A 16,138-nucleotide genomic window follows, 5' to 3' on the forward strand; every position below is an offset into this window, starting at 1 on the left:
CTCAGACTGAGGGCGATGCCGCTAAATGCGCCGAGAGTGTAGATTGCAACTTTTTTCAAAGTGGATTTTGTTGACATTCGTTTGACTTTCTTTTTGTGTACGGTAAGCAAAGTGGTTTTTGTTTTCTCTGAACCCGTTGACTTTATGTGATTTAAACGCTCGGAACAATAAGTTTAAGGTAAAAGTTTGTTGTTTAATGTGCTGAACAGGCGTGAAAATCGTGTTTTATTGTAGTTTATGATGAAAATTCAGACGGCCTGGAGGGAAAATTCACTCAGGCCGTCTGAAACATCAGTTAATCCATGAAAGCGGATTCATGACTTGTCCGTTGTAGCGGACTTCAAGGTAAAGGCCGGTTTCGCCCGACGGCAAAGTGCCGCTGGTACCAATCTTGCTGCCGGCATTGACGGCGTAGTTTTGGGCGATGTCAATTTCGCTCAGGCCGGAGTAAATGCTGACATAGCCGTCGCCGTGGTCGAGGACGACTACTTTGCCGTAGCCTTCAAGCTCGCCGGCAAAAGTAACCGTGCCTGAGGCAATGCTGCTGACCGGGGCCGGAACGGTATTGTAGAACACGCCTTTCCAAACTTCGCCATCGCCGCGGTCTTGGCCGAACAGGCCTGCCAGTGTGCCGTTAACCGGTTTTTTCAGACGGCCTTGCATTCGGCTGAAGCTGTTGACGTTGCTGACGGTCAAGCCTTGGGTATTTGGGGCTTGCAGTTTCATGTCTTCGTCAGTCAGCGTGGACATGGCGGCGCGTTCGGCTTCGGCTTTTTGTTGGGCGGCAGCCTGCTCTTTGCGTGCTTTTTCGGCAGCGGCCAAACGGGCTTCGGCGGCTTTTTTACGCGCTTCTGCTTCGGCTTTGCGTTGCTCGGCTTTGCGTTTTTCCAAATCTTTCAAGAGATTGTTGAGGCGTTGCTCGTTTTCTCTGTGGTTGATTTTCTTTTGCGCTTCTTTGGCCATTTGCGCGTTTTGACGGCGGCTTTCGGCTTGTTCGGCGGTATTGGTTACGCCTTGTTGACGCAATGAAGCTTGGATATTGGCTTGCAGTTTTTTCAGGTAAGCCAATTCATTGTTGATTTTTTGCTCTTGCGCTGCCAGCTCTTTTTGTTGTTTTTCCAAGTCTCTCATGACTTGGTCGTTGGCGTTGTTGATATAACGCGTGTAACGCAGGAAGCGGGTTTTTTGACCGGCATCGGCGTTTTTCAGGAAGAGGGCAACAGCGTTGGGCTGGCTGTTTTTATAGTTACCGGACACAAAACGCGAAATTTGGGCGCGCGTGTTGGAAACTTCGGCTTTTAACTGGTTGGCATCGGCATTGAGTTTTTGGAATTTTTCCCAAGCGTCGCGTTGTTTGCGGTTGATGCCGGAGAGGTTGTTGCGTGTTTGTTGCAGCTGTTTGAGCGTGGCATTAACATGGATAATGAAACCCTCGTTGCGTTTGGCAAAGGATTTCTTGCTTTCCATTTCGTTGGCGGCGGCAGCCACGGCTGCTTTGAAATCGTTGTCGGCTGAAGAGACGGCTTTAGGCTCAGCTTTAGTGTCGTCTTTTTTGTTTTGCTCTTTGGCTTTGGTGTCTTTTTTAGCGTCTTTTTTATCTTCAACAGCTTTTTTGGCAGGCTCTTTGGCTTTGGTTTCTTTGGTATCGGCCTTTTTGTCTTCGGTTGCTTTTTTTACTGGTTCTTTGGATTGACGCTCTTTTTTATCCTCAGCCGCTTTTTTAGCAGGCTCTTTGGTTTTGGTTTCTTTAGGTTCTGCTTTTTTTACGGGTTCTTTGGCTTTACTGTCTTTTTTATCTTCAACAGGTTTCTTGTCTTGCTCTTTGGCTTTGCCGGGTTTTGCGGCTGCGGCTTTTTTGTCTTTTGCCGTTTCTTTAGGCTCTTCTGTTTTGCGGTTGGCTTTTTTATTGTCGGCAGCGGCTTCGGTGGCTTTAGCCGGTTTGTTTTTGGCTGAAGCGCGTTCGTTCTTGTCGGTGGTTTCCTTCTCTTTGGAGGCTTTGGCTTTAACCGCTTTTTTGTCTTCCTCTTTTTCTTTTACTGCTTGTTTTTTTGAGGTTTCTTTTTTTACATCTGCCTTAGCGGCTTCTTTCTCTGTTTTCACGGGTGCAGCTTTTTTGACGGCGGCCGCTTTTTCTTTCGGCGCGTCTTTGGCAGCATAGGTTGGCAGGGAGAAGCTGAGCAGCAGGGCGAGGATGAGGGGTTTGTAACGCATGGTTCGATCTTGCTATTAAAGTAGGAACAATAGGACGGATTATACTGTCTGTCAGGCCGTCTGAAAATAATATTGGGTTGCAATATGGACGAACGGTCTTATATAGTAATGATGGAGTAGGCGGATATGATTCCGCCTGTCTGGAAACTGACAGTCTGCATTGACAGGATATTATGAAAAAATATTTATTAGTAGTGTTGGGCGCCATGGTTTTGGCGGCTTGCGGTAACGATACCGATAAAATCGGACGCGCCAGTACGGTGTTTCATATGTTGGGTAAAAACGACCGTATTGAAGTGGAAGGTTTTGATGATCCTGATGTGCAGGGGATTGCCTGCTATATTTCGTACGCGAAAAAAGGCGGTTTGAAAGAAACAGTCAATCTGGAAGAAGATGCCAGCGATGCATCGGTTTCCTGCGTGCAAAGTGCGGAAGTCATCCGTTATAACGAGGCTGCGGTTTTGAAACCGCGACAAGTGTTCAAACGCAGTGCCAGCATAGCATTTAAGAGCCAGCAGATTATCCGCTACTACGACCCGAAACGTAAGTCTTTCGCTTATTTGGTGTACAGCGATAAAATCGTTCAAGGTTCGCCGAAAAATTCTTTGAGCGCGGTATCGTGTTTTGCCCATGCGAAAACCGATACACCGGTACCGGCAGGCGGTGCGGTTTACGGCGCCTGCGTGGTGGACGCGCCGATTTCCGACGGCCAAAAATAATAAAATCAGCTTAATAGATTAAGAAGAATATGAATTTAGCCAACCATTTCCTGATTGCCATGCCTCATATGGACGATCCGTTTTTTACGGATACGGTCATTTATGTGTGCGAACACGATGAAGAAGGTGCGCTGGGTATCATCATCAACAAACCTTCGCCGATTACCATGGACATGATTTTCGCCGCCGCCGACCGCAATATCCCGTTGCGCCTGCAACATGAAAACGTGATGATGGGCGGGCCGGTTCAGATTGAGCGCGGCTATGTCGTGCATACGCCGATCGGCCGCTGGCAAAACAGCATGGTGGTAACCGATAACGTGGCGCTGACTTCTTCGCGCGATGTGATTGAAAACCTGTCTAAAGAAGGTGCGGTGGATAAGGCTTTGATCAGTATCGGTTATTCTAAATGGGGCAAAGGGCAGTTGGAGCGCGAGCTGGCAGAAAATGTTTGGCTGACCGTCCCTGCGGACGAGCATATTCTTTTTGATGTGCCTTACGAGCTTCGTTATGCCGCCGCTTTTGAAAAATTGGGTGTCAATCCGAACGCTTTGTTTTCAGGAGTCGGCCATGCCTGATGCACCAAAAGGCACAGTTTTGGCCTTTGATTTCGGCGAAGCGCGCATCGGCGTGGCGCAGGGCGAGGCAGAGCTGGGTATGAGCCATCCGCTGGCAACGGTAACCGGCAACAGCAATGATGAAAAATTCGAGGCCATTGCCAAGCTGGTCAAAGAATGGCAACCCAAGTATTTTGTGGTCGGCCTGCCGACGCATACCGACGGCACGGAGCATGAGCTGACCCGTTTGAGCCGCAAGTTTGGCCGCCGTTTGCACGGACGTTTTAATTTGCCGGTTTATTGGGTGGACGAAAGGATGTCTTCCCTATACGCGGAAAGCCTGCTTGCTGAAGCCCAAGTATTTGGCCGAAAACAAAAATCCGTGCTTGACCAAGTGGCGGCACAGGCGATTTTGCAAGGCTTTTTTGAAGGCGGCGCGGCCGAGTATTTCAATGGCCGAGAAGAATAACGTTATTGATTATTAGGCCGTCTGAAACTGGATTTCAGACGGCCTTGGTTTTGTTACGGCTTTGGGATAAAAGAGGTTTAGTTTGGTTAAGCCTGATTTTTTCCGGCATAAACTTTGCTACACTCCGCTTTCTTTTTTTAGACATAAACACACACAAGGAAAAAGTCATGGCACTCATGGACAATCTTTTGAATGCGGCTACCCAAATGTTGGGTGGCAACAGCGAAAACGGCGCACAAGGTTCTTTGACCGATATGGCGATGGATTTGGTTAAACAACAAGGCGGCGTGGGCAACCTGATCAACCAACTGCAACAAGGCGGTTTGGGCGATGCCCTGAGCAGCTGGGTGTCCAACCAATCCAGCAACCTGCCTGTATCCGGCAGCGACCTGCAAAATGCGTTGGGCAGCGATACCGTGAACCAAATCGCGCAAAAATTCGGCGTGGATGCCGGCCAAGCAGGCGATTTGTTGGCAAAAGTGTTGCCAGACTTGGTTGATAAAGCGACGCCTAACGGCACGGCTCAAGATGCGGATGGCTTCGGCTTGGACGACATCGCTTCTATGTTGCTGAAAAACTTTATAAAATAATGAGTTGAATCCTTATGATAAGGCCGTCTGAATCCGTTCAGACGGCCTTATAACTTTTGGTTTGCGGTAAATAACCAATTAATCTTTTTCTAACAAAAACGAATGGCTTATCATGCCCACTTCGTTTTATTACAAAAAAGGTCATAAAGATGTCACGTTTAACCATACACACAGTCGAAACCGCTCCTGAAGCTGCTAAACCACGCGTTGAAGCCGTATTGAAAAACAACGGCTTTATTCCTAACCTGATCGGCGTTTTGGCCAATGCGCCTGAAGCTTTGGCGTTTTATCAAGAAGTTGGCAAGCTGAATGCGGCCAACAGCCTGACTGACGGCGAAGTTGAAGTTGTCCAAATCATCGCCGCCCGTACCAACGAATGCGGTTTCTGCGTTGCCGGCCACACCAAACTGGCCACCCTGAAAAAACTGCTGTCCGAACAATCCATCAAAGCCGCACGCGCATTGGCTGCAGGCGAGTTTGACGATGCCAAACTGAGTGCTTTGGCGACATTCACTCAAGCCGTTATGGCGAAAAAAGGCGCGGTATCCGACGACGAGCTGAAAGCTTTCTTTGATGCCGGTTATAACCAACAGCAAGCCGTTGAAGTCGTTATGGGCGTTGCTTTGGCAACCTTGTGCAACTACGTCAACAACCTTGCCAAAACCGAAATCAACCCTGAATTGCAGGCATTTGCCTAATCCCATCAAAGGCCGTCTGAAAATTCAGACGGCCTTTCTTAAAAGAACTCAATATCGCCAAAATATCCAGAGGAAAAAAAATGACACGCGAAGCTTTACTGAACAATGTTGCCGAACTCGTTAAAAGCAAATTAAAACCATTGGTGGACGACATCGACCGCAAAGGCCTGTACCCGAAAGAATTTATGCTGGAATTGGGCAAAATCGGCGGTTTTGCCGCGACCGGTACGGTTGAAGAAGGCGGCAACGGTTTGGGTTTGGCAACGCAAATCGCCGTATTGCGCGAAATCGGTAAAGAATGCGGCGCGACTTCGTTCAGCGCATGGTGTCAGGCGGCTTGCGCGTGGTATCTGCACCAATCCCCCAACCAAGCGGTTAAAGACAAATATTTGGCCGATATTCTGCAGGGCAAAGTTTTGGCCGGTACGGGCATGTCCAATACCGTCAAACACCTTGCCGGTATCGAAAAACACAACTTGCAAGCCGAGCGCGTCGAAGGCGGCTACAAAATCAACGGCGCTTTGCCTTGGGTATCCAATATTGGCGAAGACCACATTTGGGCAAATACCGCCCAAATCGGCGACAGCTATGTGATGTTTATCACCGGCGGCCAATGGGAAGGCGTTACCCTGCAAAACTGTCCTGAGTTCTGCGGTTTGGAAGGTACGCGCACTTACAGTCTGAATTTTAAAGACGTGTTTATTCCCGATGAAGATGTGATTGCTACGCCTGAGCAGTTCCAGTCTTATATCCCGACCATTAAAGCCGGTTTCATTCTGCTGCAAATGGGTATCGGCGCCGGTGTGATTGACGGTGCGCTCGGCATTATCCGCATGGCCAATGTGGTGAACGCAGAAGTAAACTCATACCTCGACCACAGCTACGATGAATTGAAAGCCGCTTTGGACGGCGCATGGGCGGAAACTGAACACCTTGCCGATGATGCGTGGAACAATAAACCCGATACGCTGGCAACCTTGAAACTGCGTGAAGCGGCTGCCGTATTGGCACTGAATGCCACTCAATCTGCCGCATTGCATGCAGGCGCGAAAGGTTATCTGATGCGCAGCCCGGCGCAACGTCGCGTCCGCGAGGCCATGTTCGTCGCCATCGTAACACCGGCCATCAAACACCTGCGCAAAGAAATCGCCGCTTTGGAAGCAGCGCAATAAATTCAAAATATCAACAATAAGACACACGAAAGGCCGTCTGAAAATACGGTTTCAGACGGCCTTTAAAAATGGAAGGAACACCAAATGGCTCAATATATGTGCGGCCCTTGCGGCTGGATTTACGATGAAGATGTCGGCGACCCCGAACACGGCCTGCCGGCAGGTACCAAGTTCGAAGACATCCCCGACGACTGGAAATGCCCTGAATGCGGCGTAGGTAAAGAAGATTTCTACCTTCTGGACTTCACCATATAAATTATCCGATTATTTAATAAAAAGGCCGTCTGAAGTTTCAGACGGCCTTTGTTTGCTTAATCGTCAGCGGTAGAGAGAAACAATGGTTTCCGCCGCTTTGACACAGCTTTCCACGTCGGCAACCAAAGCGATGCGGACGTAGCCCTCGCCCGGATTGCCTTGCTCGGTATCGCGGGCAAGGAAGCGGCCGGGTAACACTTGGATGGCGGCTTTCTGCCACAGGTTGCGCGTGAATGCCAAGTCGTCGCCGTCGGGAACTTTCAGCCAAATGTAGAACGATGCGTCAGGCAGTTTGACATCGAATACCTGTTGCAAAATCGGAATAACGCGGTCGAATTTTTCTTGGTATAGGCGGCGGTTGGCAATGACGTGTTCTTCGTCGTTCCAAGCGGCAATGCTGGCGCGTTGGACAGGAATGCTCATTGCGCTGCCGTGGTAGGTGCGGTAGAGCAGGAAGTTTTTGAGCAACTCGGCATCGCCTGCGACAAAGCCGGAACGCAAACCGGGGACGTTGGAGCGTTTGGACAGGCTGGTAAACATAATAATGTTGTGCGTGCCTCGACCTAATTGCGCCGCAGCCTGCAAGCCGCCGATCGGTTTGTTGTCGTCAAAATAAATTTCGGAATAGCATTCGTCAGAGGCAATAACGAAGCCGTATTTGTCTTGCAAATCAAAAATTTCTTTCCAGTCTTCTAATTGCAGGACGCTGCCGCTCGGATTGTTGGGCGAGCAGACAATCAGGACTTTGGTGCGCTGCCATACGTCTTCAGACAGGCTGCTCCAATCGGGGTTGAAGCTGGGTGCCGGACAGTTGGCAAAATGGATTTCGCCGCCGCCTAATATAGTCGCGCCTTCGTAAATTTGATAGAAAGGATTGGGACTGATAACGACCGGTTTGGGGCCGTCTGAAGCTGGATTCAAAACGGTTTGGATAAAGGAGAACAATGCTTCCCGGCTGCCCAATACGGGCAGGATTTCATTGTCGGGATTAAGGCTCAAACCATCATAACGGCGGGCAACCCATTCGGCGCAGGCTTGGCGCAGTTCGGGCAGGCCTGCGGTCAGCGGATATTTTTCCAGTTCGTGCAGGGAGGCGGTCAGTGCATCGGTGATGACTTTGGGCGTCGGGTGTTTCGGCTCGCCGATTTGCAGATGAATGGGCGTTACGCCTGCGGGTGCGTCAATGCCTTGCATGGCTTCACGCAAGCGGGCGAAAGGATAGGGTTTGAGGTGGTTCAATAATGGATTCATGATGTTTCTGCTGGATAAATTCAGGCGATAATCTTAGCATTTTTTAGATGGATTGGGACAAAAAGGCCGTCTGAAAACAGGGTTTGAATGTTTTTCAGACGGCCTTTTGAGTGTTGATGCGTTTATTTGGCAGGGACGGCAGGCAAGGAACCGTTTAAGAGATATTGAATGGTTTCTTGAACCGTACGGATGGCATTGCCAAACGGTAGCGGGTCTTTACCGCGGAAAAACAGGCCTTTATCGACTTCGCCACGGAATGCGGCGGAAAGTTGGATGTCGATACAGAATTGACCGGCTTTGGCCAAACCGTCGCGCAGGCCGCAGCTGGTCAGGCAGTTCAGGCCTTGGGTGCAACGGCGCGGATCGTTTTTGGCGTTGGCTTGCAATTTGGCTTCGCGTTTGATGTAGCTGTCGAGGAATTTGGTGCGTACGCCACGTGCAGGCAAACCGGCGACAGACATAAATTCAACCACTTTTTCGGTTTCCGCACCGGCCAGGGTTTTTTTGAAGTTGATGTGGGCATCGCCTTCTTCGGTTACGGCAAATGCGGTACCGATTTGGACGGCGGATGCGCCCCAGTTTTTCAAGGCTGTTTTGACTTTTTCAAAGTTTGCCATACCGCCGGCGAGTACCAACGGGATTTTTTCGCTTTCCAAACCTAAGTTTTTGAATACTTCAAATGTCTCTTCAATGACGCGTTTGAACTCGAATTTGGCATCGTTTACGCCGTCAACGGTTGCCGCACCCAAGTGGCCGGCCGCGTGGGCAGGGTGTTCGATAACGATGGCATCGGGCAAAACGCCTTTTTTCATCCAACGTTTCAAAACGATATTGATACCGCGTGATTCGGACAAGATAGGGAAAAGGGCGACATCTTTGTGATAGCCTTCGGCCATTTCCGGCAAGTCCAAAGGCAAACCCGCGCCCATTACAATCGCGTCCGCACCGGATTCGCAGGCCTGGCGGACGTAGGCGGCATGGTCTTTGACGGCTTTCATGACGTTGACGGCAATCATGCCTTTGCCTTCTGAATCGGCTTTGGCTTTTTTGATTTCGCGGTCAAGCGCGATGCAGTTGAGGCGGGTGTATTTTTCTTCGCTGGAATTGATTTTCGATTCGGCCAACAAATCTTCATGCAAGTGGCGCAAATCGACGCTGGCGATGGTACCCACGCCGTTTTCTCGTGCAACCGCGCTGGAGAGTTTTGATGCGGAAACGCCTACACCCATGCCGCCCTGTACGACGGGAATCAGTGATTTGTCACGGATAATCAATGGGTCAAAGTTGTTTTGCATGGATGCTCCTTCATAGATTCTGGGTGGTGCCGTCTGAAATCCTATGAAATGAAAGGGATAACGGACTGATGTGTGTATAAATTCGGTGTGTTTTAGCCGCCGTTTTTCAGACGGCATGAGGCATGTTTTTAAAATTTTAGGAATTATACTCTAAGTTAATGTAAAAATTAGAGTATTAATACAGTTTTTTTAAAGAAAAAATTGAAAAGTCTTGTTAATAAAGGAATAAATTTTATATTGAGTCTGATGAGCAAGAAAAATCGGCCGATAAATACGGTAAATAAAAAGGCCGTCTGAAACGTAAATTTCAGACGGCCTTCAATTAAGTAAATCAGACAGAGGTCGGATTACATTTGTTTTTTAGCGGCGTCGATGGCGCGTTGGTCAGGGTTGATCAAGATTTCAACGCGGCGGTTTTGTGCACGGCCTTCAACAGTGGCGTTGGAAGCGATGGGTTGACGGGAACCGTAACCGAAAGTGCTCAAACGGGTGCTGCTTACGCCACGGGATTGCAGGAAGGTGGCAACAGATTCGGCGCGGTTGCGAGACAATGGCTCGTTGATGGCGTCGTTACCGGTGTTGTCGGTGTGGCCGTTGATGGTCAAAGTCGTATCAGGATATTGAACCAAAGTTTGCGCGGCGGCAGACAAAGCGCTTTGAGCTTGGCCGCTCAGGGCCGCGCTGCCGGTGGCGAAGGTTACGTTTTCAGGCATAACCAGCTTGATTTGGTTGCCTTGGCGTTCGACTTCGATATTGGTGTTAGCCAGGCTTTGACGCAGTTTTTTCTCTTGGTAGTCCATGTAACCGCCGATACCGGCACCTACTGCACCACAAGCCAATGCGGAGTTACGCGCGCCTTTGCCACCGTGGGTCAACGCGCCGACGATGCCGCAAACGGCCGCACCGCCCAAGCCGTACATGGCGGTTTTGCTGGCGGATTGTTGGCCGGTAACGGGATCGGTTACACAGCCGGTAAGCGCCAAAGGAATTGCAGTGGCAATAACGGTCAGGGGTTTCAAGAATTTCATGTCGTATCCTCTTTTTAGATGACGGCTCGGGCCGTCTGAAAAAATGAATAAAAACCGCGTGGGTCATTACGGATTTATGATACCCAATATCCGAAACGCAAAAGAATGGGTTTAACCCGATATTACGAAAATATTTGCCAGTTAACATAATTCTGAAGCATTTCTGCATTTTTCTGGTAGCTTGGCCGTTTTGCCGTGAAATAACAAGCAAAGTTTTTTACAGTTTCTTCCGTTTTTTCTGCTTGCGGCGATACCAGTTGACGAATGCCCATTTCAATCTGACCTTGACGTCATATCCCACCGAACCTGCACCCAGTATGAGCAAAACGGCGGAAACGGGCAGGGCGAAATGATGGCCGACCAGATGATAACCCCATGCGCCAACCACGCCGCCCAGTAAAAACGACAGCATCAATCCGCTTAAAAGCCACATTTTCGGTTTGTTGACGCGGACGTGCGGCAGGCGCGGATGATGCTGTTTGGAGTAATAAAGCGCGCGTGAGATTTCAATGCCCAAGTCGGTCGCCGTGCCGGTCATGTGGGTGGAACGGATGGCGCCGCCGGAAAGAAGCGTGATAACCGTATTGTGCATGCCCATAATAAAACACAATAAAAACAATGCCAAAGACGGCATAATAAAATCAGATCCGCCAAAATCCCATTCCATCGCAGCAATACCGAACCAACCGAATATCAACAGATAAACTGCTTCCAGCCACATGGAAAACCCAAAGCTGCCACGGAAACGCATCTGCTGCGTCCATAAAATCACCCAACCCGAATGCGCGGCACCGGCAACAAAACACAACACGCTGATGAAAGTCACCGCGGCAGACCACCAGTCTTGGAGATACAGCACATCAGCCAAAAGAGACATGGAGCCGGTTACATGGGAAATATAGCGCGCAAATGCAAAGAATCCCCCCGCATTAATCGCACCGGCAAGAAAGGCCATGATGTAGCCCAGCCGTCTGAAACGGGCATCGGAAATATTGTGTTCGTGCAGATACGGGCGATCCGCCTGCCAAAACGGAGGCGTGTGTTGCCTGTGGTGGCGCAATCTGTAGGAGTGGGGCGGTTTGTCAGCGTTCATTGAGTGGGTTTGGAGTTAAACATTCATACAGGGTGTATTTTATATGCAACTGTCTGCCGATAAGAACAAATAATCTAAAGTGTTCCCAAGTTGCCACACTTGCCCATTACACAATGAGGGCGTACATTAATAGAAAGATATAAACATAAGGAAACATCCGATGAATCCTATCCGTCTGACCTTATTGTTTGGCGCCGTTGCATTGCTGGCCGCCTGCGCCACCACGTCCGAGCAAAAAGCCGCACGCGCCCAAGCGCAGAAACGCTATGAGCAGGATCTTCAAGTCAATCTTGCCGCACAATGCGATCAGGAAACAGCCGCGCTGATCCGCCGCAAATTTGACGAAGAAGGCAAACCCGGTGTAGCAACCGCGGAACAAAAAGCCTTCCGCCTCAAATATATCGACAAAGTTTCCGACCCGATGTTCCAAGCCTGCTACAAAATGGCATGGCAAAACTATATTTCCCAAGAGCAGCTGCGCGAAGCCCGCTACTATCGCTATTACGACGATTGGGGTTATCCGTTTGGCCGTTATCCTTGGTGGTGGTAAAGCATTAACAAACCTCAGGGCCGCCTGAAAGCATATATTTATTGGTTTCAGACGGCCTAAGGTTTATTGAAACGGCAATAACGTTTACAATAGCCGCCTATTCAAACACACTACCCACCACCCATGAACATCTGGCTTGGACAGCGACACCCGCCCCAATTTCCGCAAGGAGCCGCCGTAACCATCGGCAACTTCGACGGCGTACACCTCGGGCACAAACATATCCTGCAAAAACTCAAACGAGAGGCAGACCGGCGTGGTCTGCCTGTTGTCGTTGTTATTTTTGAGCCTCAGCCCAAAGAGTTTTTTGCGCGTAAAGCCGGGAAAAAGCTGCCTTACCGCATCAGTCCGCTGCGTACCAAATTGCGCCTTTTGCGTGAAACCGGCTGTGTGGATGCCGTTTGGGTTTTGCGCTTTAACCAAACTTTCTCCGAGATGAGCGCACAAGCGTTTATCGACCGGCTTTTGCGAAAAACGCTCAATACGCGTTATCTGCTGATTGGCGATGATTTCCGTTTCGGTGCGGGTCGGGAAGGCTGTTTTGAACTTTTGGCACAACAGCCCGATATGCAAACCGAGTGCACACCGTCCGTTATCGTTGAAGACATCCGCACCAGCAGTACCGCCGTCCGCCAAGCCCTTTCAGACGGCAAGTTGGAATACGCCAAAAAACTGTTGGGGCACGATTATGTATTAAGCGGCAAGGTCAAACACGGGCAAAAACTCGGCCGCACCATCAACGCGCCTACCGCCAACGTCCAGCTTCCCCCATATCATTATGCGCTAAGCGGCGTATTTGTCGTCGAAGCTGACGGCGCATTCGGTACGCGCCGGGGCGTGGCCAGCTTTGGTTTTAACCCCACTGTCAGCAACAACCGTTCGCAAAAGTTGGAAGTCCACCTGTTCGATTTCAGCGGCGATTTGTACGGACAACGCATCTTCGTCCGCTTCCTGCACAAACTGCGTGACGAGAAAAAATTTGAAAGTATCGAAGCATTGAAAACCCAAATTTTGCAAGATATGGAAGATGCAAAGGTTTGGAAACCATAGAAACGCTTCTATACGCTTATAAAATCAAGACAATTGGGCTACAATAAGTCCTTTGATTCTTTCAGACGGCCTGTTCTTTTTAAAATGAGCAATCAGACCGTCTGAAACCGAAATACCGCAACAATAGAGATTAGAAAATGACCGATTACAGTAAAACCGTAAACCTGCTCGAAAGCCCGTTTCCGATGCGCGGCAATCTTGCCAAGCGCGAGCCTGCATGGCTGAAAAGCTGGTACGAGCAAAAACGCTACCAAAAACTGCGCGAAATCGCCAAAGGCCGTCCGAAATTCATCCTGCACGACGGTCCTCCGTATGCCAACGGCGACATCCACATCGGTCATGCCGTCAACAAAATCCTCAAAGACATCATTATCCGCAGCAAAACCCAAGCCGGTTTTGATGCGCCTTATGTACCGGGCTGGGACTGCCACGGCCTGCCCATCGAAGTGATGGTAGAAAAGCTGCACGGCAAAGACATGCCCAAAGCCCGTTTCCGCGAATTGTGCCGCGAATACGCCGCCGAACAGATTGCCCGTCAGAAAAAAGACTTTATCCGCCTGGGCGTATTGGGCGACTGGGACAATCCTTACCTGACCATGGATTTCAAAACCGAGGCCGATACCGTGCGTATGCTCGGCGAAATCTACAAATCGGGCTATCTCTACCGCGGTGCAAAACCGGTTCAGTTCTGCTTGGACTGCGGCTCTTCGCTGGCCGAAGCCGAAGTGGAATACAAAGACAAAGTATCGCCTGCGATTGACGTTGCCTATCCGTTTAAAGACAATGTCGCGCTTGCCGCCGCATTCGGTTTGCCAGGTATCGAAGGCACAGCGTTTGCCGTCATCTGGACAACTACGCCTTGGACGCTGCCTGCGAGCCAAGCTGTTTCAGCTGGCGCAGACGTGGTGTATCAACTGATTGATACGCCTAAAGGCAAATTGGTATTGGCGAAAGATTTGGCAGAAGACGCGCTCAAACGCTACGGCTTTTCAGACGGCATTTCTATTCTTTCCGAAACCACCGGCGATAAGCTGGAAAACCTGCACATGAATCATCCGTTCCTCGAACGCGATATTCTCATGCTTAACGGCGAACACGTTACCACCGATGCCGGTACCGGCTTGGTGCATACTGCGCCTGCTCATGGTTTGGAAGACTACGCCGTCTGCAATAAATACGGCATCGAGCTTTACAACCCCGTCAACGCCGAAGGCCGATACATCAGCGAAACGCCGCGCGTTGCCGGTATGAGCGTTTGGGAAGCGAATCCCGTCATCCTTCAATGGCTGGAAGAAACCGGCCACCTCTTGGCAAGCAACAAAATCGAACACAGCTATGCCCACTGCTGGCGTCATAAAACGCCGCTGATTTACCGCGCGACGGGTCAATGGTTTGTCGGTATGGATAAAGCAGGTGCCGATGGTAAAACCCTGCGCGACAAAGCCATCAAAGCCGTGGACGACACCGAATTCTTCCCGTCTTGGGGTCGCGCACGCCTCGAAGCCATGATCGAAGGCCGCCCCGACTGGGTCGTTTCGCGCCAACGCTATTGGGGCACGCCGATGACCTTCTTCGTCCACAAAGAAACAGGCGAGCTGCATCCGAACTCTGCTGAGCTTTTGGAGAAAGTAGCACAACGCATCGAAGAAAAAGGCATCGAAGCATGGTTCTCCCTCGATAAAAGCGAATTGTTGAGCGCGGAAGATTGCGAAAATTACGACAAACTTTCCGACACGATGGATGTATGGTTCGACTCCGGCTCGACCCATTATTCCGTCTTGAAACAGCGCGAAGAATTGGATTGGCCCGCTGACCTCTACCTCGAAGGCAGCGACCAACACCGCGGCTGGTTTCAATCCTCCATGCTGACCGGTTGCGCTTCATCCATGGGCCGCGCCCCGTACAAACAGCTTCTGACCCACGGTTTCGTGGTTGACCAAAACGGCCGCAAAATGTCGAAATCCATCGGCAACGTCGTCGCGCCGCAAGAAGTCTATAACGAATTCGGCGCAGACATCCTGCGCCTGTGGGCGGCATCTACCGATTACAGCGGCGAATTGGCGATTTCCAAAGAAATCCTCAAACGCGTCACCGAAAGCTACCGTCGTATCCGCAACACTTTGAGCTTCCTGTTTGCCAATCTCAGCGACTTCAATCCTATTGAAGATGCCGTGCAACAGGCAGACATGGTGGAAATCGACCGCTATGCCTTGGTATTGGCACGTCAGCTGCAAGAGCGTCTGGCTGGCGACTTCTATCCTCGCTACGCCTTCCACTTTGCTGTAAAAGACATTGTTTCTTTCTGCTCGGAAGATTTGGGCGCGTTCTACCTCGACATTCTGAAAGACCGCCTCTACACCACCAAAGCCGACAGCCACGCCCGCCGCAGCGCGCAAACCGCCCTGTACCACATCACGCGTAGCCTGGTTCTCTTGATTGCACCGATTTTGTGCTTCACCGGCGAAGAAGCGTGGGACATCATCGGCGGCGGCGAAGAAGACAGCGTCCTCTTCCACACCTGGCACGAGTTCCCACCCATCAACGAAAAAGCCGAAGCCGAACTGGTGAAAAAATGGACGGCAATCCGCGAAGCCCGCGAAGCGGTAACTGCCGCCATCGAGCCTTTGCGTACAGACAAAACCGTTGGTTCTTCATTGCAAGCAGAAGCCGAAATTACGGCTCCGGAAGAAATTGCCGATTATCTGAACACTTTGGGCGAAGAATTACGTTTTGCTTTGCTGGTGTCTAAAGCCGAAGTGAAAGTCGGTGATGAACTTGCTGTAACCGCTAAAGCCAGTGATGGTGAAAAATGCGAACGCTGCTGGCACTATACCCACGATGTGGGCGCAGTTGCAGGCCATGAAACCATCTGTAAACGTTGTGCCGACAACGTTGACGGTAAAGGCGAAGACAGACATTACGCTTAATTGTTTGGTCTAAGATAAAGGCCGTCTGAAAACTTTGGTAATAGGTTTTCAGACGGCCTTTGTTTATTGAATCTGTTTCGTATAGCGAATAGATTTTGAAAGGGAATTGGGATTTGTGATTTAGGTAAAATGCAGGATAGGGTTTCAAGTTATTGCAGGGTAGGAGTTTAATTGCACAAAATAACTCTTACGTCAGGGAGAATTTGTTGAGGATATAGGAATGACTCATAATCATGTGTCTATAATTAAGATCAATCATTACAATTCTTTGTT

General features: G+C 50.1%; 15 protein-coding genes. 10 read left to right on the forward strand and 5 right to left on the reverse strand.

All coding sequences use genetic code 11. The features are described from left to right. Positions 1 to 291: 291 nt before the first annotated feature. Positions 292 to 2,211: a peptidoglycan DD-metalloendopeptidase family protein gene (locus ACTHUT_RS03460; protein ID WP_440386202.1), complete on the reverse strand. Its 1,920-nt coding sequence runs from the start codon at positions 2,209 to 2,211 to the stop codon at positions 292 to 294. 173 nt (positions 2,212 to 2,384) lie between these two features. On the opposite strand from ACTHUT_RS03460, the gene ACTHUT_RS03465 reads away from it, so the two are divergent. The 7 genes from ACTHUT_RS03465 to ACTHUT_RS03495 all read left to right on the forward strand — a co-directional run bounded on the left by ACTHUT_RS03465 (position 2,385) and on the right by ACTHUT_RS03495 (position 6,671). Further along, a complete protein-coding gene (locus ACTHUT_RS03465) occupies positions 2,385 to 2,930 on the forward strand; it encodes a CreA family protein (RefSeq protein ID WP_440386203.1) in 546 nt (181 codons plus the stop codon). 29 nt (positions 2,931 to 2,959) lie between these two features. Beyond that, positions 2,960 to 3,508 carry a YqgE/AlgH family protein gene (locus tag ACTHUT_RS03470; protein ID WP_036490388.1) on the forward strand — a complete coding sequence of 183 codons (549 nt, stop codon included), beginning with the start codon at positions 2,960 to 2,962 and terminating at the stop codon, positions 3,506 to 3,508. Then, positions 3,501 to 3,956, forward strand: a complete 456-nt coding sequence (ruvX, locus tag ACTHUT_RS03475; RefSeq protein WP_003747323.1) for a Holliday junction resolvase RuvX — start codon at positions 3,501 to 3,503, stop codon at positions 3,954 to 3,956. The genes ACTHUT_RS03470 and ruvX overlap by 8 nt, the downstream gene beginning before the upstream one ends. Before the next feature lie 167 nt (positions 3,957 to 4,123). Next, positions 4,124 to 4,546: a YidB family protein gene (locus tag ACTHUT_RS03480; protein WP_003747321.1), complete on the forward strand. Its 423-nt coding sequence runs from the start codon at positions 4,124 to 4,126 to the stop codon at positions 4,544 to 4,546. A 149-nt stretch (positions 4,547 to 4,695) separates the two neighbouring features. Beyond that, positions 4,696 to 5,244: a carboxymuconolactone decarboxylase family protein gene (locus ACTHUT_RS03485; protein WP_440386204.1), complete on the forward strand. Its 549-nt coding sequence runs from the start codon at positions 4,696 to 4,698 to the stop codon at positions 5,242 to 5,244. A gap of 80 nt (positions 5,245 to 5,324) precedes the next feature. Next, on the forward strand, positions 5,325 to 6,416 hold the full coding sequence (locus tag ACTHUT_RS03490; protein ID WP_440386205.1) for an acyl-CoA dehydrogenase family protein: 1,092 nt from the start codon (positions 5,325 to 5,327) through the stop codon (positions 6,414 to 6,416). Between the two features lie 84 nt (positions 6,417 to 6,500). Continuing rightward, positions 6,501 to 6,671 (forward strand): rubredoxin, encoded by a 171-nt coding sequence (locus tag ACTHUT_RS03495; RefSeq protein WP_003747315.1) that lies wholly within the window; start codon positions 6,501 to 6,503, stop codon positions 6,669 to 6,671. Between the two features lie 63 nt (positions 6,672 to 6,734). On the opposite strand, the gene dapC is transcribed toward ACTHUT_RS03495, so the two are convergent. From dapC to ACTHUT_RS03515, 4 genes are all read right to left on the reverse strand, one after another. After that, a complete protein-coding gene (gene dapC, locus ACTHUT_RS03500; RefSeq protein ID WP_440386206.1) occupies positions 6,735 to 7,922 on the reverse strand; it encodes a succinyldiaminopimelate transaminase in 1,188 nt (395 codons plus the stop codon). 122 nt (positions 7,923 to 8,044) lie between these two features. Next, positions 8,045 to 9,217, reverse strand: a complete 1,173-nt coding sequence (locus ACTHUT_RS03505; RefSeq protein ID WP_254343996.1) for an NAD(P)H-dependent flavin oxidoreductase — start codon at positions 9,215 to 9,217, stop codon at positions 8,045 to 8,047. 347 nt (positions 9,218 to 9,564) lie between these two features. Further along, positions 9,565 to 10,245, reverse strand: coding sequence for an OmpA family protein (locus tag ACTHUT_RS03510; protein WP_003747310.1), 681 nt, complete (start codon positions 10,243 to 10,245; stop codon positions 9,565 to 9,567). Between the two features lie 217 nt (positions 10,246 to 10,462). Further along, positions 10,463 to 11,338 (reverse strand): YoaK family protein, encoded by an 876-nt coding sequence (locus ACTHUT_RS03515; RefSeq protein ID WP_003747306.1) that lies wholly within the window; start codon positions 11,336 to 11,338, stop codon positions 10,463 to 10,465. A gap of 160 nt (positions 11,339 to 11,498) precedes the next feature. Here ACTHUT_RS03515 and ACTHUT_RS03520 point away from each other — a divergent pair, with 160 nt between their 5' ends. The 3 genes from ACTHUT_RS03520 (at position 11,499) to ileS (ending at position 15,865) form a co-directional block, all read left to right on the forward strand. After that, positions 11,499 to 11,888, forward strand: coding sequence for a hypothetical protein (locus ACTHUT_RS03520; RefSeq protein ID WP_440386207.1), 390 nt, complete (start codon positions 11,499 to 11,501; stop codon positions 11,886 to 11,888). Between the two features lie 123 nt (positions 11,889 to 12,011). Further along, positions 12,012 to 12,938 carry a bifunctional riboflavin kinase/FAD synthetase gene (gene ribF, locus ACTHUT_RS03525; protein ID WP_003747302.1) on the forward strand — a complete coding sequence of 309 codons (927 nt, stop codon included), beginning with the start codon at positions 12,012 to 12,014 and terminating at the stop codon, positions 12,936 to 12,938. Between the two features lie 137 nt (positions 12,939 to 13,075). Then, positions 13,076 to 15,865 (forward strand): isoleucine--tRNA ligase, encoded by a 2,790-nt coding sequence (gene ileS / locus ACTHUT_RS03530; protein WP_440386208.1) that lies wholly within the window; start codon positions 13,076 to 13,078, stop codon positions 15,863 to 15,865. Positions 15,866 to 16,138 lie beyond the last annotated feature (273 nt).

The sequence above is a fragment of the Neisseria sp. P0022.S010 genome (assembly GCF_051956635.1).

Coding starts and splice junctions, on each gene's coding strand:
- ACTHUT_RS03515 (WP_003747306.1), bottom strand. CDS start 11,338: ATGAACGCTGACAAACCGCCCCACTCCTACAGATTGCGCCACCACAGG.
- ACTHUT_RS03495 (WP_003747315.1), top strand. CDS start 6,501: ATGGCTCAATATATGTGCGGCCCTTGCGGCTGGATTTACGATGAAGAT.
- ribF (WP_003747302.1), top strand. CDS start 12,012: ATGAACATCTGGCTTGGACAGCGACACCCGCCCCAATTTCCGCAAGGA.
- dapC (WP_440386206.1), bottom strand. CDS start 7,922: ATGAATCCATTATTGAACCACCTCAAACCCTATCCTTTCGCCCGCTTG.
- ACTHUT_RS03470 (WP_036490388.1), top strand. CDS start 2,960: ATGAATTTAGCCAACCATTTCCTGATTGCCATGCCTCATATGGACGAT.
- ACTHUT_RS03505 (WP_254343996.1), bottom strand. CDS start 9,217: ATGCAAAACAACTTTGACCCATTGATTATCCGTGACAAATCACTGATT.
- ileS (WP_440386208.1), top strand. CDS start 13,076: ATGACCGATTACAGTAAAACCGTAAACCTGCTCGAAAGCCCGTTTCCG.
- ACTHUT_RS03510 (WP_003747310.1), bottom strand. CDS start 10,245: ATGAAATTCTTGAAACCCCTGACCGTTATTGCCACTGCAATTCCTTTG.
- ACTHUT_RS03520 (WP_440386207.1), top strand. CDS start 11,499: ATGAATCCTATCCGTCTGACCTTATTGTTTGGCGCCGTTGCATTGCTG.
- ACTHUT_RS03485 (WP_440386204.1), top strand. CDS start 4,696: ATGTCACGTTTAACCATACACACAGTCGAAACCGCTCCTGAAGCTGCT.
- ruvX (WP_003747323.1), top strand. CDS start 3,501: ATGCCTGATGCACCAAAAGGCACAGTTTTGGCCTTTGATTTCGGCGAA.
- ACTHUT_RS03480 (WP_003747321.1), top strand. CDS start 4,124: ATGGCACTCATGGACAATCTTTTGAATGCGGCTACCCAAATGTTGGGT.
- ACTHUT_RS03460 (WP_440386202.1), bottom strand. CDS start 2,211: ATGCGTTACAAACCCCTCATCCTCGCCCTGCTGCTCAGCTTCTCCCTG.
- ACTHUT_RS03490 (WP_440386205.1), top strand. CDS start 5,325: ATGACACGCGAAGCTTTACTGAACAATGTTGCCGAACTCGTTAAAAGC.
- ACTHUT_RS03465 (WP_440386203.1), top strand. CDS start 2,385: ATGAAAAAATATTTATTAGTAGTGTTGGGCGCCATGGTTTTGGCGGCT.